The organism is Aeromonas sp. QDB11 (assembly GCF_027705265.1).
Taxonomy (GTDB): domain Bacteria; phylum Pseudomonadota; class Gammaproteobacteria; order Enterobacterales; family Aeromonadaceae; genus Aeromonas; species Aeromonas allosaccharophila.
This window is the reverse complement of the sequence record NZ_JAPDBM010000021.1, coordinates 1-20,755: the sequence shown is the minus strand read 5'-3', so window position 1 is coordinate 20,755 and position 20,755 is coordinate 1. Positions and strand designations below refer to the sequence as shown.

Genomic DNA, 20,755 nt, shown 5'->3' with positions numbered 1-20,755 from the left:
ATCAGCCTTGATAGCCGTTCGGGTTGTTGCTTTGCCAGCGCCAGGTATCGACCATCATCTGCTCCAGACCGCGCTCTGCCTGCCAGCCCAGCTCGGCACGGGCCAGCGTCGGCTCGGCCCAGCACTCGGCGATGTCGCCCGGGCGACGGGGTTTGATCTGGTAGGGTATGGGGCGGCCGCTGGCGGCCTCGAACGCTTTGACCATCTCCAGTACCGAGTAACCCTGACCGGTGCCCAGATTGTAGGTGAAGACGCCGGTGTCGCGCTTGATGCGCGCCAGTGCTTTCAGGTGGCCTATGGCCAGATCCACTACATGGATGTAGTCGCGCACGCCGGTGCCGTCTGGCGTTGGGTAGTCATTACCAAATACCCCCAGCTCCTTGAGCTTGCCGACACCCACCTGGCTGATATAGGGCAGCAGGTTGTTGGGGATGCCGTTGGGGTCTTCACCAATCAGACCGCTCTCGTGGGCGCCGACCGGGTTGAAGTAGCGCAGCAGTACGATGGCCCAGCGGGGATCGGATTTGGCGAGATCACGGAGGATCTCCTCCACCATCAGCTTGGAGCGACCGTAGGGGTTGGTGGCACTGGTAGGGAAATCTTCCCGCAGCGGCACCGAAGCGGGATCGCCATAGACGGTGGCCGAGGAGCTGAACACCAGCCGGAAAACCCCGGCCTTGGCCATCTCTTCGCACAGCACCAGAGTGCCGCTGATGTTGTTCTGGTAGTAGGTGAGCGGGATCTGGCTCGACTTTCCGACTGCCTTGAGGCCCGCGAAGTGGATCACCGATTCGATCTGGTGGTTGGCAAACAGCTGCTGCAGGCAGGCTCTGTCCAGCACATCCCCTTCGACGAAGGTGACCGGTTTGCCGGTGATCTGCTCGACCCGCTTGAGTGACTCCGGTGAGGAGTTGGATAGGTTGTCGAGTACCACGACCTGCTGCCCCGCGCCGAGCAGCTCAACCAGGGTGTGGGAGCCGATATAGCCGGCGCCCCCTGTGACCAGTATTGTCATTTTTTATCCCGTGTTCTGGTGAAACTGGGGGCAGAGTCTACCCGTCCTGTCTGCTCTGGAAAAGCTTGGGATGCCAATGAAGCCTTCGTTACTGCTCAAGAAAGCCTTTACCACGCCTCAATAATCGAGGCTGATATCCCCTTTCGCGGTGCAGGAGCAGGCCAGAGCAACGCCGCTCTCCAGATCCTGCGCACTCAGGGTCATCACGCTCTGGCGCTCGATATCCCCCTCGGTGGAGCACCTGCAGGCGCCACATACGCCGGCGCGACAAGCTGCCATCATGGTTTCGCCCGCTGTTTCCAGCGCCGCCAGCAGGGTCTGGCCCGGCAAAATTTTCACTTTCTTGCCGCTCTTTTTCAGGGTCAGCCAGAAGTGGTCGCTGGTGGTCGTGGCGGGCTCTGCGGGAGGAAGACCAAAGGACTCCTGATGCAACTGCTCCGGCGGCAATCCCAGCTCTGCCAGCATGGTGCTGACCGCCGCCATATAGGAGGTTGGGCCGCAGAGATAGACATGGCGTTCGCGCAGGTCAGGGGCCAGTTCGGCCAACATGGTGGGGGTGAGTCGGCCAATCCAGGGGTGGTCAGCCGGAGCGTGCTCCAGCACGAATGCATGACGTAGCCCGATATGTGCCTTAGTCAGCGCAGTCAGCTCCTCGGCAAAGATCACATCTGCTGGCGAGCGGGCGCTGTGAATAAAGCGGATATCGGCATCCGGTCGTTTGGCGAGCTCGTCCCGCAGCATGGCCCACATGGGGGTGATGCCGGAACCAGCGCTGAGCAGCAGCGGCCGCTCGCAAGGGAGGTTGGTCAGGTTGAACTCGCCGAACGGGCCATCGGCCCGGATCTTGTCTCCCACCTGCAAGGTCTGGTGCAGATGGCGGGAGACCCGTCCCACATCCTTGATAGTCACCTGCCAGCACGCATCCTGCGGGCTGGAGGAGAGGGTATAGGCGCGGCACTCCGGCTGGCCGTCGATCTCGGTATGCAGGGTGATGCACTGGCCAGCCAGCACGGGAGGAAGGCTGCCAGAAAGCGGCGCCAGCTGCCAGCTCACTACGTCGTGGGTGTTCTGTTGGCGGCCAATGCAGGTGAGCGTGAGAGAGGTCATCACAAGGCTCCTTATGTTTGAAACGGGTTGAAAAACGTCTGATGAAAAAGCCGGGGCCAGAAAAAAGGCGAGCCGGGCGGCTCGCCAAATGCTTACAACATACTGAGCGTGTAAGGCAGATATGGAACCGCTCAGGCCGCCAGGATCTCGGCCAAGTCAGCCTCGGCCGTGGTGGTCCCTTTCAGGCCAAACTGCTCCTCCAGCACCTTGAGCAGGGCCGGGGTGAGGAAGGCGGGGGCGGTCGGGCCGGTACGAATGTCTTTCACCCCGAGCGACAGCAGGGTGAGCAGAATGACGATGGCTTTCTGCTCGAACCAGGAGAGCACCAGCGTCAGCGGCAGATCGTTGACCCCGCACTCGAACGCCTCGGAGAGCGCCAGCGCCAGCTGAATGGCGGAGTAGGCATCGTTGCACTGACCCACGTCCAGCAGGCGCGGAATGCCGCCGATGTCGCCAAAGTCGAGCTTGTTGAACTTGTACTTGCCGCAGCCCAGCGTGAGCAGCAGGCTGTCGCGCGGTGCCGCCTTGGCAAACTCGGTGAAGTAGGCGCGCTCGGCCTTGTCGCCGTCACAGCCACCCACCAGGAAGAAGTGGCTGATCTCCCCGGCTTTGACCTTCTCAATCACCGCGGGCGCGGCCTGCATCAGGGCGTTGCGGGCAAAGCCGATGGTGATGAAGTGCTCGAGTTCGGTGTGTTTGAAGCCATCGAGTGCCAGAGCCTTGGCGATCACGGCGGAGAAATCATCCCCTTCCAGATGAGTGACGCCCGGCCAGCCGACGATGGAGCGGGTGAAGATGCGGTCACTGTAGTTGCCTACGTTCGGGTCGATGATGCAGTTGGAGGTCATCACCACGGCGCCCGGGAAGTTGGCAAACTCCTTCTGCTGGTTTTGCCAGGCGGAGCCGTAGTTGCCCACCAGATGGGGGTACTGCTTGAAGAAGGGATAGGCCAGTGCGGGCAGCATCTCGCCGTGGGTGTAGACATGAATGCCGGTCCCCTTGGTCTGCTCCAGAATGAGCTTGAGATCCATCATGTCGTGGCCGGAGACCAGAATGCACTTGCCGGGGATGGAGGTGACTCTGACCTGGGTCGGTTCCGGATGGCCGAAGGCGCTGGTTTCACCGAGATCCAGCATCTCCATGATTTTGAAGTTGAGCTGACCGATCTCCATGGCGCAGTTAAACAGCCGACCCATTTCGCTCGGGTCTGTGCTGAGCCAGCTCATGATGCGGTGGAATTCGGCGGCCACCTCGTCACTCTGCTGATCCAGCACCCGGGCGTGCTCCATGTAGGCGGCGGCGCCCTTGAGGCCGTAGAGGCAGAGCAGGCGCAGCCCCATGATATCTTCGTTCACCTCGCTCTTGCCCCGATTGGGGGCGGCTGGCGCAGCATGGGCGAGCTGTTCCAGCAGCTCGGCGCCGGGCTCGAAGTGAGCGGATTGCGGCAAGTCGTTGACCTGCACCGCCATGGCGGTCAGCCGCTCGGCCAGCTGCTGGCGATAAGCGAGGGCCTGATTGACGTAGGCCACGATGCGATTCGAGTCGAAGTTGACGTTGGTGAGGGTGGCGAAGAAGGCCTTGGGCACGAAGGCATCGATTTCGCGGTCGATGATGCCCTGCTCGCGGGCGGCCAGCGCCCAGGCGCTGAGCCCCTGCAGGGTATAGATCAGCACATCTTGCAGATCCGAGGTTTCCGCCGTCTTGCCGCACATACCTTGTGCGTAGGCACAGCCGTTGCCTGCCGGGGTACGAATTGTCTGTTCACATTGCACACAAAACATCATGTCTCTCCTAATTGGACATTTCAGTTGTTTGTTTTGTGGCGATTCTATTCCCCTCGTGAAAAACTTAATAGACATTCAATTTGCCAATTAAGGTTCCCTTGATGCAGATCAAAAATAAAAAAAAGCCGCCCAAACAGGGCGGCAAGCGGGTGGATAAAAGGAGAGACAACTCAGGTTTGCAACAGAACATAACAATCAAGCGGGTTGGGCCGAGTCAGGTCAGGTGCCCCGGCCCGCTACTTACTCAAGCAAGCATACGTATGCTGTAGTCAGCTTGGTTCACTATCAGGCCAGATAAGCGCGCAGCATCCAGACCAGTTTTTCCTGCTGCTGCACATAGTCGGAGAGGATGGAGGCGGTGCCTTCATCACCGGCTTCGGCGGCCTGACCCAGAATGCGGCGCTGGGCGACCAGCAGTTCGCGGAAGCTCTCCAGCAGGGATTCGACACAGGCGCGGCCATCGTGCAGCCCTTTCTGCTCGGGGATGGCAGAGACTTTCAGGTAGTCGCTGAAGCTGTGCATCGGCACCCCGTCCAGGGTCAGGATCCGCTCGGCCAGCGCATCGACTTTGAGCAGCAGGTCGTTGTAAATCTCTTCAAATTTCAGGTGCAGTTCGAAGAACTGGTTGCCACGGATATTCCAGTGGAAGCCGCGCACGTTCATGTAGAGGATCTGGTAGCTGGCCAGCAATTTGTTCAACTCGGCTGCCAGGGCTTGTGATTGAGCAGTATCAAGACCAATCGGGCTTTTCATCATTCACCTCCAGATTTGGAAATCAGTTTTAAATTCTCTTTTGGAACGCAGTCAGAATAACGCCTTGCAAAATGCAGGGACAATTGCTTGTGCCTAACTGTTTGATAGCTAACGGCTATCAAACAGTACGCAGCAGCGGGGACAATGGATGAGGATTAGGGGAAGTATTTTTCGAGCAGCGCCATCAGGATGGCCTGACACTCGCGGTCCGCTTCGCTATCGACCTTGCTGGCGCGAAAGTGGAGCTGAAAGGCGCGCATGACGGCGCGGCTCTGCTCATCCCACTGGCCGCTCCGGGGCAGGCCGTAGCCATAGCGGGCCAGCTGTTGTTGCCACATGGCCGCATCCCAGTCGGGCAAGGGGCTGGCCAGTAGCTCGGCTACCCGATCTTCATCGGGCCAGGCGCCGACCCCGTACGTCAGATAGAGCTGGCGCCAGGGGAAGTGGGGGCCGGGATCCTGCTTGCGCTCGGGGGCGACATCGCTGTGGCCCAGCACCTGGGTCGGTGGAATGCGGTAGCGGGCGACCAGCTCCCGACTGAGGGCGCCGACGGCGGCAATCTGCTGCGGGGTATAGGGTTGCCAGCGGCGGGCATCGGGGGCCAACGACTCATCTTCCGCTGGATAGCCGAGGTTGACGATCTCGATGCCAAGGGAGCTGGCATTGAGCCCGGCATATTGGTGCCAGCGGCTGCGCCCTGCATGCCAGGCGCGCGCACTGTCCAGCACCAGCTGATAGACCGGTAGCGGGGTCTCGCGGCTGTCGCGGGGGATCAGGTAGTGGGCGCTCACCTTGTGCTCCGGCTCGGTCAGCAGGCGCAGGGAGTTGGCATCATCTTCGTCGGTGTAGTGGAGGATCAGAAAGGCGATCCGCTCGTTCTGGTTGGCGCTCTGATAGCGGGCAGAGAGCTGGTACTCGGACGGAGTACAACCACCCAGCAGTAGAACTAGTGGCAGAAAGAAGAGAGGAAGAAGACAGCGCCAGCGCCATCCCCCTGCCACAGCCAGTCTGCTGAGCGTGGGGGGAGTGAGTCGCTGGCACATGTCGAAGGCCCTGCCCGGTCAGTCGCGCTGCTGGTTAGCTGCGGTACTTGGCAGTGAGCCCGATCAGGAAGTTGCGCAGGATCTGATCCCCGCAATCCTGATAGTGCTTGTGATCCTTGGAGCGGAACAGGGCACTGAGCTCGGACTTGGAGAGGTTGAAGTCGGCGAGCTTGAGCGTGCCGAGCATATCCTCTTCCTTGTAGTTGAGGCCGATGCGCAGCTTGCGCAGGATCATGTTGTTGTTGATCCGGTTCGGGATCACCTGGGCCGGGGCATCTTCCCGCACGCCACGGCGCGCGATGATGAAGCCATCGAGGAACTGGCTCAGGGCCGAGTCGGGACAGGCGACATAGCCTGCCTCTTGCTCTTCACCTTCCGCCGCCTCTTTCATCAACCAGCTGTGCAGCTGGGCGTGAGTGACCGTCAGGTTGCCCTTGGCAAACATCTCGACCATCTCGTCGTTGCTGATGGTGAGGGCGTAGCGCAGACGGCGCAGAATATCGTTGTTGGTCATGCTGACTCCTGTGTAAACGGCGCAACTTTACCATCTGGCGGCCCTCGCGTCAGAAAAAGCGGGGGTCGGTACAGTTCGGGTCAAGCTCATCAAGCCTTACCGAGATAACGGGGCGCCTCCTGGCGCACCAGTTCCAGCGCATCTTGCAGCTCCAGCAGCTCGGGTTCCAGCTCGCTGACCGGTACGCCGTCTCGCAGCTGTTGCTCCAGCTGGGAGAGCAGCCGTTGCAGCCCCGGCACCCCGGAATAGGCACAGCCACCGTTGAGGCGATGGAGCTGGGCCAGTACTTCGCTATCTTCAATTTCGCCCGCCAGTGCGCTATCCAGCACCGGCTCGACTTCGTCGAAACTGGCCAGCAGCATGGTCAGCATCTCTTTGGCGAGATCCTCTTTGCCCGCCGCCTGACGCACCGCCAGCGCCCAGTCTATCTGCTGGGCGCCGTCATTCTGGTGGCGGCGATAGGCAAAGTCGGTGATGAGCTGGGCCAGCATGGTCTCGTCGATGGGCTTGGCCAGATAGTCGTCCATCCCCTGGCGGATCAGTCGTTCCCGCTCGCCGGGGATGGCGTGGGCGGTCACCGCCACGATCGGGGTGGTGGTGTTGAGTGACTGGTTGCGGATCGCCTGGGTGGCGCTGATGCCATCCATGATCGGCATCTGGATATCCATGAAGATGATGTCGAACGGCTGGCTCTGGGCCTGTTTAACCGCCTCCTTGCCGTTCTTGCACACCACCACCTGACTCACCATCTCTTTGAGCATGGCGGCGATCAGCTTGAGGTTGGCGGCGTTGTCATCCACCGCCAGCACCTTGATCGGTTGCAACTGGCGCGGCGCAGGCTGCGCGGGCAGCTTCTGGCGGCTCGCCTCGGGCGAGAGCAGGGCGTGCAGCAGCTTGCGGTGGTTGACCGGTTTGGAGAGGCAGTGCTGGGCGCCGTGGGCCAGCATCGCCTCGTAGAGCGCCGGCTCGTGGCTGCTGAGCAACACTATGGTGTTCTGCTGCTGGCCGCTCAGGCTGTCGAGGCGGCCAATCACCTGCTGTGGCGTATGCAGGGGGCTGCTGCCGATGATCACCATCTCCTGCTCGCTCATTTCGGGCCAGGGGTCATCGCTGGTCAGTGGCTGCACGTCGAGTTGCCACTCCGCCAGCAGGGCGAGCAGGGAGGCTTGAGCGAAGGGATCCGGCTCCAGCAGCCAGAGCCGTTTGCCACGGATCCGATCCAGCGGCAATTGATCGGTCTGGGGCAGGGGCGAGACCTCCACATCGAGACTGAACGAGAAGATCGAGCCCTTGTCCAGCTCCGACTCGAAGCGGATCTGGCCCCCCATCTGCTGCACCAGCTTCTGGGTGATGACCAGGCCAAGGCCGGTGCCGCCATAACGGCGGGAGATGGAGGAGTCGGCCTGATTGAAGGCCTGGAACAGTTGGCGCTGCTGCTCTTGCGAGATGCCGATACCGGTATCGCGGATCTGGATGTTGAGTCTCACCTTGTGGTTGCCGCTGCCTATCTGCTCGATATGGACATCCACGTTGCCCTGTTCGGTGAACTTGATGGCGTTGCCGGCGAGGTTGGTCAGCACCTGCTGCAGCCGCATGGGGTCGCCGGTGAGGGAGTCCGGCACGTCGGCATCTACCCGTAGCGAGAGCTCCAGTTGCTTGTCGTGGGCGCTGGGGCCGAGCAGGTGCATGGTCTCGTTGAGGGTGTCGCGCAGGCTGAACGGAATATGCTCCAGCTGCAACTTGCCCGCCTCCAGCTTCGAGAAGTCGAGGATGTCGTTGATGATGCCAAGCAGGTTGCGCGCCGACTTCTCGATGGTCTGCATGTAGTCGGTCTGGCTCGGGGTCAGGCTGGTTTTCAGCAGTTGGCGGGTAAAACCGATGACGCCGTTGAGCGGCGTGCGCAGCTCGTGGGACATGTTGGCCAGAAACTCCGACTTGACCCGCGCCGCCTCCTGCGCCCGTTTCTTGGCCATGTCGAGCTCGACGTTCTGGATCTCGATCTGCTCCAGCGTTTCGCGCAAATCCGAGGTGGCCTGATCGATATTCTGCTGCATCTCTTCGTGATATTCGGAGAGCGCCTTGGCCATGGCGTTGATGCCGTTTTTCAGCATATCGAGCTCGCCGGTGAGCTCGCCGCTGACCCGGGTATCGAGCCGCCCTTCCCTAATCTTGTGCACTGCCTGCACCATGTTGGTGATGGGCTGGGTCACGCTCTTGACCAGACGGAAGCCAAACAGGGTACTGAAGGCGACCCCGATGAGCACCATGATCACCGCAAAGAAGGTGTCGCGGTACTGCAGCAGCATGGCCCGATCGGTCGCCATCTGCATCGAGATGTAGCCGATCATCGGCGGCTCTACATCGCTGGGCAGCGGAAAGCCATCGAGGCTGGTTTCGGCCTGGATCGGGGTGCGCAAAATGATGTCGTCCCCCTGAAACGTCACGCTGGTCAGATCCGGAATCGGCTCGCCATCGGGCAGTCTGAGCCGGGTGAAATCCCGGTGGTAGTTCGAGGTGACGAACAGCTGGTTGTCCTGGGTGAAGACCGCGATGGATTTGATGAAGGGGGAGTTCTTGCGATGGGTCAGGCCAATCAGCCGCTTGAGGGATTCGCGACTGTGCTGGGTCATGCCATATTCACTGGCGATCGCCAGCGGTTCGATGATGTTGATCCCCTGATCAATGAGGTTGTTTTCCAGCTGCTGGTAGCGGTGGAAGGTGAAGTAACCGGCCATCAGGCCACCGATGATCAGGGTCGGCAGAATGGTGAAGGCGAGAACGCGTGCTCTCAGGCCATATTTGGTCATACGAACAGGCCACCAGTGAACAGGGTTGGCGATAGGGTTGATGGCAATGCACGGGCTCTCAGGCCGTATTTGGTCATACTATTATTCTTGTGGGACAATACCCGGCAGCAGATTCCACAATCATGACATAGCCACCTATAGGCACCAAGTTTTATGGCCCAGTTTTTCAAGCCCCAAAAGAAGTCCACCCAGCTCCAACGCATTGAATTTACGATAGACACCCTCGATCACCACTGCGTCGGTATCGGTCGCCATCAGGGCAAGGCGATCTTCGTCGAAGGGGCTCTGCCCGGCGAGACCGTCAAGGCACGCATCACCGAAGAGAAAAAACAGTATGGTCACGCCGCCTTGCAACAGGTGGTGACCCCAGCGGCCAATCGTATCGCCCCCTTTTGCAGCCACTATCGCGAGTGCGGCGGTTGCAGTGCCCAGCACATGTCGGTTGCCGATCAGCAAGCGGCCAAGGCGGCCGGGCTGGTCAGCCTGTTCGAGCGGTTGGGCAACATCAAGGCGCCGGCACTGGAGCCGGTACTGACCGGTGAAGATCGCGCCTACCGCCGGGTCTGTCGTCTGGCCATCAAATTTGACAAGAACGGTCGCTGCACCCGGGTCGGTTTCCGCCGCCGCAACAGCAATGATCTGGTGGAGATTGACGGTTGCCCGGTGCTGGCCGAGCCGCTCTCTGCCTTGATCCCTGCACTGCGTGAGTGCCTCAATCGCCTCAAGAGCCAGCGCGAGCTGGGCCATGCCGAGCTGATTCAGGCCGAGCAGGGGATCATGATGCTGCTGCGCCACACCGGCCGCCCCAATGAGGCGGATCGCGCCCTGCTGGTGGAGTTTGCCAAAGCGCAGGGGATCGACCTCTATCTGCAGGCCGCCGATGATCGTATCGAAGCGCTGCAGCAACAATTTTCCCCATCCTACTCGCTGGATGGCCTGTCTCTTGCATTTGCTCCCGGTGATTTCATTCAGGTCAACGGCCCCATCAACCAGAGCATGGTGGAGCAGGCGCTGACATGGCTCGGGGCGAGCAAGGATGACAAGGTGCTCGATCTGTTCTGCGGTATCGGCAACTTCACCCTGCCGCTGGCCCGTCAGGCTCGCGAAGTGGTGGGTGTCGAAGGTGAACTGGCCATGGTGCAACGGGCCGAAGAGAACGCCCGTCGCAACGGCATCACCAATGCCCGTTTCTACAAGGCCGACCTGAGCGATGACATCGTCGGCATGTCCTGGGCGCGGGAAGGGTTTGATCTGGTGCTGCTGGATCCGGCTCGCCCCGGTGCGCAGGAAGTGATGGGGCACGTCGTGAAACTTTCACCCAAGCGGGTGGTCTACGTCTCCTGTAACCCGGTCACCCTGGCGCGGGACAGTCAGGTGCTGGTGAAAGGGGGTTATCGTCTGGTGCGTCTCGGTATGCTCGACATGTTCCCTCACACCGGTCATCTGGAGTCCATGGCGCTGTTTGAACGGATCTAGGCTGTGGGGTATCCAGATGTTCCATAGCAGCGGTCATCTGGAGTCCATGGCACTGTTTGAACGGATCTAGGCTGTGGGGTATCCAGATGTTCCGTAGCAGCGGCCATCTGGAGTCCATGGCACTGTTTGAACGGATCTAGGCTGTGGGGTATCCAGATGTTCCGTAGCAGCGGTCATCTGGAATTCATGGTGCTGTTTGAATGGGAGCAAATGACTCATCAGTTTGGCGATGCCGGATAGGTCATCCGGCTGTTTGATCAGATGTGATTGGGGTAATCTAGACCCTTGTCGTTCGGCAGGGCCTGTTGGCGCGCTCTATTGTCTTTCTGGACAATATGCCTTGAAAAGTGCGCTGGATATCCCCATTTGAGGCAATCTCATGAGAGGGAGAAAGTGACAGCTTTCGGCCCGATAATTTAAAGGATTGATACCATGGTTGCGGTTCGCGATATTCATTTGAAAGACAACTTCACCCTGGAGGAGTGGGTCGGCTCGCTCTCCTTGAGTGACAGTGACAAGGATCAGCTGCGAACCGTTTACCAGTACTGTCTGACGCTCGGTGACGAGGCGCTGACCAGCAAGTTGCTGGTGCGCGGCATCGAAATGGTGGGCATCCTGCAGATGCTCAGCATGGATATCGGTACCCTCAAAGCGGCCATCATCTACCCCTTCGTCGAAGCCGGTCTCATCAGCCAGGAGCGGATGGACGAAGACTTTGGCTCCAAGATCGCCAAGCTAGTGGAAGGGGTGCTGGAGATGGAAGCCATCCGCTCCCTGCAAACCCTCCATCGCAGCGAAACCTCGCCGGAGCAGGTCGACAACGTGCGTCGCATGTTGCTTGCCATGGTCGAGGATGTGCGTGCCGTGGTGATCAAGCTGGCGGAGCGGATCGCCTGCCTGCGGGAAGCGAAGACAGCAGATGAAGAGACCCGGGTGCTGATGGCCCAGGAGATCACCAATATCTATGCGCCGCTCGCCAACCGTCTCGGCATCGGCCAGCTCAAGTGGGAGCTGGAAGATCTCGCCTTCCGTTATCTGCACCCGGATACCTACAAGCAGATCGCCAAGCAGCTCGACGAGAAGCGGCTCGACCGCGAGCGCTATATCCGCGAGTTTGTGCAATCCCTGCGTAATGGGTTGAAAGAGGCGGGAGTTGACGCCGAGGTGTACGGTCGGCCGAAACACATCTACAGCATCTGGCGCAAGATGCAGAAGAAGCACCTCGAATTCAACGAGTTGTTCGACGTGCGCGCGGTGCGGGTAGTGACCAAGCGGCTGCAGGATTGCTATGCGGCGCTCGGTATCGTGCATACCCAGTTCCACCACATTCCTCGCGAGTTTGACGACTATGTCGCCAACCCCAAACCCAACGGCTATCAGTCGATCCACACCGTAGTGGTGGGGCCGGAGGGCAAGACGGTCGAGATCCAGATCCGTACCGACCAGATGCATCAGGATGCCGAGCTCGGCGTCGCGGCGCACTGGCGATACAAGGAAGGGGCACAGGCAGGCGGCAAGGCCAACACCTTCGAAGACAAGATCGAGTGGCTGCGCAAGCTGCTCGCCTGGCAGGAGGATCTCTCCGAGAGCGGCTCCCTGCTCGAGGATCTGCGCAGTCAGGTGTTCGAGGACCGGGTCTACGTCTTCACTCCGAAAGGGGATGTGATCGACCTGCCTGCGGGCGCCACCCCGCTCGATTTTGCCTATCACGTCCACAGCATGATCGGCCACCGCTGCATCGGCGCCAAGATAGACGGTCGCATCGTGCCGTTTACCTACGCGCTGCAGACCGGCGATCAGGTGGAGGTGATCACCCAGAAAGAGCCGAACCCGAGCCGCGACTGGATGAACCCCAACTCCGGCTTCCTGCGCTCCAGCCGAGCGCGGGCCAAGGTGGCGACCTGGTTCAGAAAGCTGGATCGGGACAAGAATATCGTGGCCGGTCGCGAGCTGTTCGAGAAGGAGCTGGATCGCCACAACCTCAGCATGTCCAAGATCGACAAGGGCAACATGCTGCGCCGCTTCAATCTGGAGAGCACCGACGATCTGCTTGCCGGTATCGGCAGCGGCGATATCCGCATCAACCAGGTGCTCAACTATCTCGACACCTGCTACAACAAGCCGACGGCGGAAGAGGAAGATCGTCGCCTGCTGGAGAAGCTGGAGCAGAAGGCCAACGCGCCGATGCGCCACAAGCCCAAGGATCACATAGTAGTGGAAGGGGTCGGCAATCTGATGACCCATATCGCCCGCTGCTGCCAGCCGATCCCGGGGGACTCCATTCAGGGCTTCATCACCATGGGGCGTGGCGTCTCAATCCACCGTGAAGATTGCGAGCAGTTGAAAGAGCTGTCACGGCGCAACCCGGAGCGGCTGATCGATGCGGTGTGGGGGGAGAACTACTCCGGCGGCTACGGCCTCACCATCCGGATTATCTCCAACGATCGCTCCGGCCTGCTGCGCGATATCACCACCGTGCTGGCCAACGAGAAGATCAATGTAATGGGGGTGCGCTCGCGCTCCAACGTGCGTGAGCAGACCGCCGAGATCGACATGGAGCTGGAGATTTACAACATCAACGCCTTCAACCGGGCGTTGGCCAAGCTCAGCCAACTAAACGATGTGATCAGCGCCAAGCGGCTGTAATTATCGAACCGACCGGCCCCTGTGGCCGGTCTGCATTTCCGACCCTTTTTGAACGAATCAACAAGCGAATATCCCATGTCTCAACGTTACGAGCTCTCCCAAGTGCTCGACATGAGATTGTTCGGCTGTGCGGCGTGATGTCGCTTTATCCCCATTTAACGAATCGAAAGTGAGTAGCTCATGTCTCAACGTTACGACCTCTCTCAACTGCTCGACATCATGGCTCGTCTGCGCGATCCGCAAAACGGCTGCCCCTGGGATCTGAAACAGAGCTTCCAGAGCATAGTGCCGCACACCCTGGAAGAGGCCTACGAAGTGGCCGATGCCATCGAGACCGAGGATTGGCAGGGGCTGAAAGGGGAGCTGGGCGATCTGCTGTTTCAGGTGGTGTTCTACGCCCAGCTGGGTAAAGAGCGGGGCTTGTTCGACTTTGCCGATATCGTCGACACGGTGAGTGAAAAACTGATTCGCCGTCATCCCCATGTGTTTTCCGATGCAGACCTTTCCAACGAGCAGGCGGTAAAAGCGAACTGGGAGGCGGAAAAAGCCAAGGAGCGAGCAGCTCTCGATCAAGAGAGCGTGCTGGACGATATCCCGCAGGCGCTGCCGGCGCTGACCCGCGCTGCCAAAATTCAGAAACGCTGCGCCACCGTCGGTTTTGACTGGAAGACGCTGGGGCCGGTGGTGGACAAGATCCACGAAGAGATCGACGAGGTGATGGAAGAGGCGCTGATGGCCGATGTGGACGAGGCGCGGGTGAGCGACGAGCTCGGCGACCTGCTGTTTGCCACCGTCAATCTGGTGCGTCATCTGGGCAAGGATCCGGAGCAGGTACTGCGGGGCGCCAATGCCAAGTTCGAACGTCGTTTTCGTCAGGTTGAGCAGTTTATCGCCGCAGAAGGCTTGAAAATGACCGATTGCACCCTCGAAAAGCTCGATGCTGCCTGGGATCGGGCCAAGGAAACCGAGCAAAGTTGATTTGGCGCAAGATGGGGGGGCGGTGAGCCTGATAGATTTTTGCTCATTGTTTGGGAGAGGGGTTTTTGGTATACTGTTTCCCCGTCCTGCTTCATCCCCGAAGCACCCCTTAAAATTCCCTAAACTTCTTTCAGGTTCAGCATGACGACCAAATATATTTTTGTTACTGGTGGCGTTGTTTCATCCCTCGGCAAAGGCATTGCCGCAGCTTCTCTGGCAGCCATTCTGGAAGCCCGTGGTCTGGATGTGACCATCATGAAACTGGACCCGTACATCAACGTGGATCCGGGCACCATGAGCCCGACCCAGCATGGTGAAGTGTTCGTAACCGAGGACGGGGCCGAAACCGATCTTGATTTGGGCCACTACGAGCGTTTCATCCGCACCAAGATGACCCGTCGCAACAACTTTACCACCGGCCGTATCTACGCCGACGTACTGCGTAAAGAGCGTCGTGGTGACTATCTGGGCGCCACCATTCAGGTTATCCCGCACATCACCAACGCCATCAAAGAGCGGGTGATTGCCGGTGCCGAAGGCCATCAGGTTGCCATCGTCGAAGTGGGCGGTACCGTAGGTGACATCGAGTCCCTGCCGTTCCTCGAAGCCATTCGTCAGCTGGCTGCCGAAGTGGGCCGCAACAGCGCCATGTTCATGCACCTGACCCTGGTTCCTTACCTGGCTGCTGCCGGTGAAGTGAAGACCAAGCCGACCCAGCACTCCGTCAAAGAGCTGCTCTCCATCGGTATCCAGCCGGATGTGCTGATCTGCCGCTCCGACCGTGCTATTCCGGCCAACGAGCGCGCCAAGATCGCCCTGTTCTGTAACGTGCCCGAGCGCGCCGTCATCTCCATGAAAGACGTCGACTCCATCTACAAGATCCCGGCACTGCTGAAATCCCAGAATCTGGACTCCTATTTCACCGAGCGTTTCGGTCTGGAGTGCAAAGAAGCGGACTTGTCCGAGTGGGAACAAGTTGTCTTTGAAGAGGCCAACCCGACTGCAGAAGTGACCATCGGTATGGTCGGCAAGTACGTATCCCTGCCGGATGCTTACAAGTCCGTCAACGAGGCGCTCAAGCACGGTGGTCTGAAGACCCGTCTTTCCGTCACCATCAAGTACATCGACTCCCAGGACATCGAGACCCGTGGCTCCGAGCTGCTGGAAGGTCTGGATGCGATCCTGGTACCGGGTGGCTTCGGTGAGCGTGGCGTGGAAGGCAAAATCCAGGCGGCCCAGTATGCGCGCGAGAACAAGATCCCCTACCTGGGTATCTGCCTCGGCATGCAGGTTGCCATGATCGAATTCGCTCGCAACGTGGCGGGCATGGAAGGGGCTCACTCCTCCGAATTCAAGAAAGATTGCGCGTACCCGGTCGTCGGCCTCATCACCGAGTGGGTGGATGAAGAAGGCAACGTCGAGACCCGTACCGAGAAGTCTGATCTGGGCGGTACCATGCGTCTGGGTTCCCAGCTCTGCCACCTGGTCGACGATTCCAAGGTGCGTCAGATGTACGGCAGCCCGACCATTTACGAGCGTCACCGTCACCGTTACGAAGTGAACAACAAGCTGCTGCCGCAGATTGAAGCGGCAGGTCTGAAAGTGACCGGTCTCTCCGCCGACAAGAAGTTGGTGGAAATCATCGAGATCCCGGATCACCCCTGGTTCGTGGCCGCGCAGTTCCACCCGGAGTTCACCTCAACTCCCCGTGATGGCCACGCTCTGTTTGCCGGTTTTGTGAAGGCGGCAGGCGAGTATCAGAAGCGTAATTTGAAGTAATTTAAAATAAATGCGGTTGGGGCCTGTGCCACAGCCGCTTTTTTTGGCATATTTTTGTTGTTTTTTTACGAAACCTGAGGAAATACACATGTCCAAGATCGTTAAAGTGATCGGTCGTGAAATCATCGACTCCCGTGGTAACCCGACCGTTGAGGCCGAAGTTCACCTGGAAGGTGGTTTTGTTGGTATGGCAGCCGCTCCGTCTGGCGCGTCTACCGGTTCCCGCGAAGCGCTGGAACTGCGTGACGGCGACAAGAGCCGTTTCCTGGGTAAAGGCGTGCTGAAAGCCCTCGAAGCCGTAAACGGCCCGATCGCTCAAGCTCTGCTGGGTAAAGATGCCAAGGACCAGGCCACTGTTGACCAGATCATGATCGACCTCGACGGTACCGAGAACAAATCCAAGTTCGGCGCCAACGCCATTCTGGCTGTTTCCCTGGCTAACGCCAAAGCTGCTGCTGCTGCCAAAGGCATGCCGCTGTACGCCCACATCGCCGAGCTGAATGGCACTGCTGGTGTTTACTCCATGCCGCTGCCGATGATGAACATCATCAACGGTGGTGAGCACGCCGACAACAACGTCGACATCCAGGAGTTCATGATCCAGCCGGTTGGCGCCAAGACCCTGAAAGAAGCTGTCCGCATGGGCGCTGAAGTGTTCCACAACCTGGCCAAAGTGCTGAAGTCCAAGGGCTACAACACTGCAGTCGGTGACGAAGGTGGTTTCGCTCCTAACCTGAAATCCAACGCCGAAGCGCTGGAAGTTATCGCTGAAGCTGTTGCTGCTGCCGGTTACAAGCTGGGCACCGACATCACTCTGGCGATGGACTGTGCTGCTTCCGAGTTCTACGACGCAGAGAAGAAAGAGTACAACCTGAAAGGCGAAGGTCGTATCTTCACCTCCAACGAGTTCTCTGACTACCTGGCTGACCTGACCACCAAGTTCCCGATCGTCTCCATCGAAGATGGCCTGGACGAATCTGACTGGGACGGTTTTGCTTACCAGACTGCTGAACTGGGCAAGAAAATCCAGATCGTGGGTGACGACCTGTTCGTAACCAACACCAAGATCCTGAAGCGTGGTATCGACAACAGCGTTGCCAACTCCATCCTGATCAAGTTCAACCAGATCGGTTCCCTGACCGAAACTCTGGCTGCCATCAAGATGGCCAAAGACGCTGGCTACACTGCCGTCATCTCCCACCGCTCCGGTGAGACCGAAGACGCGACCATCGCCGACCTGGCTGTTGGTACCGCTGCTGGCCAGATCAAGACCGGTTCCATGAGCCGTTCTGACCGTGTTGCCAAGTACAACCAGCTGATCCGTATCGAAGAAGCTCTGGGTGCCAAAGCTCCTTTCCGCGGTCTGAAAGAAGTTAAAAACCAGGCTTAATTTGCTGGTTTGCCAGCCTCGGCTGGAATGAAAAAAACCGGAACCCTTGGGTTCCGGTTTTTTTATGTCTGATCCTTGCCACAACGGCCCGAGAGGCGAGGGCGTGGTGCCTCTGGTCTAGGGTCAGACAAAGGGCAGCATGCGCTGATAGCGCCCTGCATGCGCCTTGAAGCCCAGCTTTTTAAACAGGGCGATAGAGCGGACGTTATCTGCATCGATATCTGCGGTGAGGCGGGTGACTCCCAGCGTGCTCGCGTGGGCGAACAGCAATCCCAGCGCTTCCGACATAAACCCTCTGCGCCAATAGGCCGCATTAAGCAGACAGCCCACCTCGCAGCAGCGACCCGCCTCGCTGAAACTGTGCAGGCCGCAGGTGCCGATCACCTTGTTGCCCTCCCGCTCGACAATCGCCCACTCCAGCGACTCCCCCGTTTGCTCCAGCCGCACCACGCTCGCCATCATCTGTGCCACCATGGCGAGAGAGGTAAAGCAGGGATCAGAGGCAAACTCCATGGTCAGTGGATTGCCATAAATCTCGAACAGATCGGCGGCATCCTGCGGGCCAATGGTGCGCAGCACAATCCGTGTGCCGGTTAAGTCAGGCTTCATTTATCTCCTTGGCGCATTCGTCAAACCGTTATTGGCTGTGATAGCAAGTGGAGCAAGGCACCAACTGGAGGCTGCTGTCAGGTGATAACTAGACCTGTACAATATGACATGCATATTTTCATCTGTTTTGCATGCGATCGAGTGCTGTATCTAATGAGACAATGGATTCGATAATTGTTCTTACTGTAGATCGGTCAAATTCATGGTCACGCTGGGAGTCATGTACGCCACCATTGAGATAGCCCCACTCAATACTCGTACCATTGATGTTGAGCAGGCGAACCAGTGCGGCAACAGCCTCAGGCGCTCCTACATGTTGGGCTGCGATACGCTCAACTGCTGAGCGTAATTTGGAGCACTTGTTGTTCAGTTCCCAAGGTGAACGGGGCCCGCTGAGTTTGATATCAATGCGACCATCCCCGCGGCGCCCCAACCAGGACCACAGTCGATCAGTAAGGCTCTCAAGTGCGGGTCTAGCTTGGCGCAATGCCTCGCGCTTCTCATCGTTCTCTAATGCTTGTTGGGCCAGTAGAACGTAGTTCTTCATGGGGGGATGGCTATCAACCCGAAGATCATGTTCACCATGATGGGGCAGGAACTTATATTGCTTAATGGCTGCTGCACGGCCAGCCCCTAGCTCTTGTTGAATACGATGTAGAAATTCTTCTGCGTGAGAGGTCAGAATGACCTGTTTATCATCCAAAAGCCCGTCTTGGAAGAAAGTACGCCAGATACCATTTCTGTGTTCATCATCAATTGCATTTACAACATCATCGAAAATAACCACAGAACAGCCCTGAGAGATGTTCTTCGCAAGCAAGATTGCTAGGCCAAGACATTTGATGTGTCCTTCGCTAAGAACTATCAGGGCGTCGTAACGGACGCCAGGTTCACCTGCAAACTCTATGTCGATATCACCGTTCTCCGCCACAGGCAGCCACAGCGCGTGGAGTAGGTCTCCGGGTGGGTCATCACGATTGAAAGCATTGTAGAGATTACATGCCTGTTCCCCTAATCCTTGTAGGAGGAGGCTAGGTAGTGCGGCCAGATAGGCTTGGATCTTAGGAATAAAGCCATCATAGGCTGCCTTGACCCGTTGATGATGAGATACCAAAGGCGCTTCATCTTCTACTGCCTGAATCAGTTCGCTGTTTGTCTCTACGAATTGAGCTACAGTCTGGCGAGCTGATGCGAGATCTTGTTCTACTGTTTCTCGCATAACTCGCAACCGTTCAATTTCCAACCGATATTGATCTAAGCTATCCCGTTCTTGGATTAACGCAGAGCGTTGTTCGTGGATGGCTCTAGCCTGTGCATCAAAACCCTCAATAATGCTGGCGATTTGCAGTAAAGCTGACCAAGCATGCTGTTCACCATCGACCCATGTTCTTAGCCAATCTCCTGCATATGACGTCGGTAAGATAGGGAGCCCTGCGGCTTGTAGTTCAGCAGGACAAGCTCGTGTACCAACTTCCACTACTCGACGCATTTCCTCCCACAATATTCGAACAGCCTCATTCAACTGTGCCCGAAGAGATTCCCCCTGCTGCTGAAGAACAGCAAGTTGTGCCAGTTGTTCCAAACCCACACGAGCTTTTGTGAAGGGATTCTGTCTTACAGCAGCAAGTCCGGTGCCACATGCAGGACATACAGTCGCTCCATCGGAAAGTGCTAACACCGCGTCATAAAGCTTGGCGTATGACACTTCCCCTGCTCGAGCTGCGAGTTGCTGTGAGGTGTCTTGCCATAATCCATTGACACGGTATGCATCTTCCAGCCGAGCCTGTAGTTGTGCTTGGGTAACATTGTGGATCGTTGGCGGAATCGCATTTAGCTGGGCTTGCAAATATGGCAGGCGACCCTGTTGGTGCGGGGTCCCAAGCAACCAATCAACGAACCACTGATATGTCGCATCTGGCCAAATGCGCTGCGCCAAGGCTACTTCTTGTAATTCGATTCCCGCTACTTTTTGTGAATGAGCTGAGATTATCTGTTCAGCGTTTGTTAGTTGCTGGCGAAGCTGAGCAAGTTGAGAAGCTAGGGGGCCGGCCAGTATAAGATTTTGGTCTAACGAAGGGTTGAATCCACGAACGAATTCGCTGAACTGCTCTACACCGAATAATGTTGCGATTAGCTGTCGTTGATCGCTCGGAGTCCTAGCGGCAATACGAGCGAAGTCATCTAGCCGGTTTTTCTCGATAAAGCAGAAGCGGTATTCTGCTTCGTCGGGTTGAAGGGGGAGCTGGGTCCCATGAGGATCTTCAGCAAATAAGGTTGGTGCTACATGTCTGCGCAGTCGGGCATTGTTACAGTAAAGTCGCCGATCTACCCGTTTGATCTGTGCCTCGCTAATGGAGCCCAGCATCGCCACTTCTAATGCCTCGCAGAAGCTGCTTTTACCAGTCCCATTAGCTCCATAGATCAGCGTTATATCATGGCTAAGGTCGAATATTTCTTGGCGCATGAATCCGCGAAATGGACCGACTTCGAGCCGTAGCAAGCGACCAGCTGTAGGCACTGCTTCTGCTCGATGTGTATCACCTGTGTACTCGACTGGCATTTGTGCCAGATGTTCAATAGCCAATGGTGCTAGTCGGGTTGATCGGCCACGGCGTGTTGCGCCGACCTCTGAAAGGGGTTGAAGATGAGCGAGCACTAGGTGTGCAAGTCGACGCACATCATCCGGCACATCTTGCTGTGATAGATATGCAAGAAAACGGTGATATTCCGAGTAAACACTTGCCATAAAGCTTCCTGTTGTCTCAAAAAGTAATTACTGCATATTCCGGCTGATCATGAACACCGATTCCGGTTCAACGTGAACACCATTTCCGGACCAATGTGAACGCTCATT

Annotated in this window: 14 protein-coding genes; 5 read left to right on the top strand and 9 right to left on the bottom strand. The window is 58.0% G+C overall.

Annotation, left to right across the window (positions count from 1 at the left end; genetic code table 11):
* Position 1: 1 nt before the first annotated feature.
* From galE to barA, 7 genes are all read right to left on the bottom strand, one after another.
* Positions 2–1,015 (bottom strand): UDP-glucose 4-epimerase GalE, encoded by a 1,014-nt coding sequence (galE, locus tag OKC40_RS09215; RefSeq protein WP_270794915.1) that lies wholly within the window; start codon positions 1,013–1,015, stop codon positions 2–4.
* 117 nt (positions 1,016–1,132) lie between these two features.
* Complete coding sequence (locus tag OKC40_RS09210) at positions 1,133–2,122, bottom strand: hybrid-cluster NAD(P)-dependent oxidoreductase (RefSeq protein WP_182938200.1); 990 nt, start codon at positions 2,120–2,122, stop codon at positions 1,133–1,135.
* Positions 2,123–2,253: 131 nt separating this feature from the next.
* Positions 2,254–3,903: a hydroxylamine reductase gene (gene hcp / locus OKC40_RS09205; RefSeq protein WP_182939790.1), complete on the bottom strand. Its 1,650-nt coding sequence runs from the start codon at positions 3,901–3,903 to the stop codon at positions 2,254–2,256.
* A gap of 288 nt (positions 3,904–4,191) precedes the next feature.
* Positions 4,192–4,659: a Dps family protein gene (locus tag OKC40_RS09200; protein WP_021229540.1), complete on the bottom strand. Its 468-nt coding sequence runs from the start codon at positions 4,657–4,659 to the stop codon at positions 4,192–4,194.
* 155 nt (positions 4,660–4,814) lie between these two features.
* Positions 4,815–5,702 carry an N-acetylmuramoyl-L-alanine amidase gene (locus OKC40_RS09195; protein WP_182938199.1) on the bottom strand — a complete coding sequence of 296 codons (888 nt, stop codon included), beginning with the start codon at positions 5,700–5,702 and terminating at the stop codon, positions 4,815–4,817.
* Between the two features lie 34 nt (positions 5,703–5,736).
* Entirely contained in the window at positions 5,737–6,216 is a 480-nt protein-coding gene (locus OKC40_RS09190) for a DUF1456 family protein (protein ID WP_042063090.1), read from the bottom strand.
* Between the two features lie 89 nt (positions 6,217–6,305).
* Positions 6,306–9,023, bottom strand: a complete 2,718-nt coding sequence (barA, locus tag OKC40_RS09185) for a two-component sensor histidine kinase BarA (RefSeq protein WP_182938198.1) — start codon at positions 9,021–9,023, stop codon at positions 6,306–6,308.
* 153 nt (positions 9,024–9,176) lie between these two features.
* On the opposite strand from barA, the gene rlmD reads away from it, so the two are divergent.
* From rlmD to eno, 5 genes are all read left to right on the top strand, one after another.
* A complete protein-coding gene (gene rlmD, locus OKC40_RS09180; RefSeq protein WP_182938197.1) occupies positions 9,177–10,499 on the top strand; it encodes a 23S rRNA (uracil(1939)-C(5))-methyltransferase RlmD in 1,323 nt (440 codons plus the stop codon).
* 432 nt (positions 10,500–10,931) lie between these two features.
* On the top strand, positions 10,932–13,145 hold the full coding sequence (relA, locus tag OKC40_RS09175; protein WP_182938196.1) for a GTP diphosphokinase: 2,214 nt from the start codon (positions 10,932–10,934) through the stop codon (positions 13,143–13,145).
* 180 nt (positions 13,146–13,325) lie between these two features.
* Entirely contained in the window at positions 13,326–14,123 is a 798-nt protein-coding gene (gene mazG, locus OKC40_RS09170; protein ID WP_270794911.1) for a nucleoside triphosphate pyrophosphohydrolase, read from the top strand.
* Positions 14,124–14,264: 141 nt separating this feature from the next.
* Entirely contained in the window at positions 14,265–15,902 is a 1,638-nt protein-coding gene (gene pyrG / locus OKC40_RS09165) for a glutamine hydrolyzing CTP synthase (RefSeq protein WP_033135024.1), read from the top strand.
* Positions 15,903–15,990: 88 nt separating this feature from the next.
* Positions 15,991–17,292 (top strand): phosphopyruvate hydratase, encoded by a 1,302-nt coding sequence (eno, locus tag OKC40_RS09160; RefSeq protein WP_270794908.1) that lies wholly within the window; start codon positions 15,991–15,993, stop codon positions 17,290–17,292.
* A 123-nt stretch (positions 17,293–17,415) separates the two neighbouring features.
* On the opposite strand, the gene OKC40_RS09155 is transcribed toward eno, so the two are convergent.
* Positions 17,416–17,901 carry a GNAT family N-acetyltransferase gene (locus tag OKC40_RS09155; RefSeq protein WP_182938194.1) on the bottom strand — a complete coding sequence of 162 codons (486 nt, stop codon included), beginning with the start codon at positions 17,899–17,901 and terminating at the stop codon, positions 17,416–17,418.
* Between the two features lie 118 nt (positions 17,902–18,019).
* Entirely contained in the window at positions 18,020–20,647 is a 2,628-nt protein-coding gene (locus OKC40_RS09150; RefSeq protein WP_270794907.1) for an AAA family ATPase, read from the bottom strand.
* Positions 20,648–20,755: the final 108 nt, after the last annotated feature.

Excerpts from the sequence above, each read along its gene's own strand:
- galE (WP_270794915.1), bottom strand. The coding sequence starts at position 1,015 with ATGACAATACTGGTCACAGGGGGCGCCGGCTATATCGGCTCCCACACC.
- OKC40_RS09210 (WP_182938200.1), bottom strand. The coding sequence starts at position 2,122 with ATGACCTCTCTCACGCTCACCTGCATTGGCCGCCAACAGAACACCCAC.
- hcp (WP_182939790.1), bottom strand. The coding sequence starts at position 3,903 with ATGTTTTGTGTGCAATGTGAACAGACAATTCGTACCCCGGCAGGCAAC.
- OKC40_RS09200 (WP_021229540.1), bottom strand. The coding sequence starts at position 4,659 with ATGAAAAGCCCGATTGGTCTTGATACTGCTCAATCACAAGCCCTGGCA.
- OKC40_RS09195 (WP_182938199.1), bottom strand. The coding sequence starts at position 5,702 with ATGTGCCAGCGACTCACTCCCCCCACGCTCAGCAGACTGGCTGTGGCA.
- OKC40_RS09190 (WP_042063090.1), bottom strand. The coding sequence starts at position 6,216 with ATGACCAACAACGATATTCTGCGCCGTCTGCGCTACGCCCTCACCATC.
- barA (WP_182938198.1), bottom strand. The coding sequence starts at position 9,023 with ATGACCAAATATGGCCTGAGAGCACGCGTTCTCGCCTTCACCATTCTG.
- rlmD (WP_182938197.1), top strand. The coding sequence starts at position 9,177 with ATGGCCCAGTTTTTCAAGCCCCAAAAGAAGTCCACCCAGCTCCAACGC.
- relA (WP_182938196.1), top strand. The coding sequence starts at position 10,932 with ATGGTTGCGGTTCGCGATATTCATTTGAAAGACAACTTCACCCTGGAG.
- mazG (WP_270794911.1), top strand. The coding sequence starts at position 13,326 with ATGTCTCAACGTTACGACCTCTCTCAACTGCTCGACATCATGGCTCGT.
- pyrG (WP_033135024.1), top strand. The coding sequence starts at position 14,265 with ATGACGACCAAATATATTTTTGTTACTGGTGGCGTTGTTTCATCCCTC.
- eno (WP_270794908.1), top strand. The coding sequence starts at position 15,991 with ATGTCCAAGATCGTTAAAGTGATCGGTCGTGAAATCATCGACTCCCGT.
- OKC40_RS09155 (WP_182938194.1), bottom strand. The coding sequence starts at position 17,901 with ATGAAGCCTGACTTAACCGGCACACGGATTGTGCTGCGCACCATTGGC.
- OKC40_RS09150 (WP_270794907.1), bottom strand. The coding sequence starts at position 20,647 with ATGGCAAGTGTTTACTCGGAATATCACCGTTTTCTTGCATATCTATCA.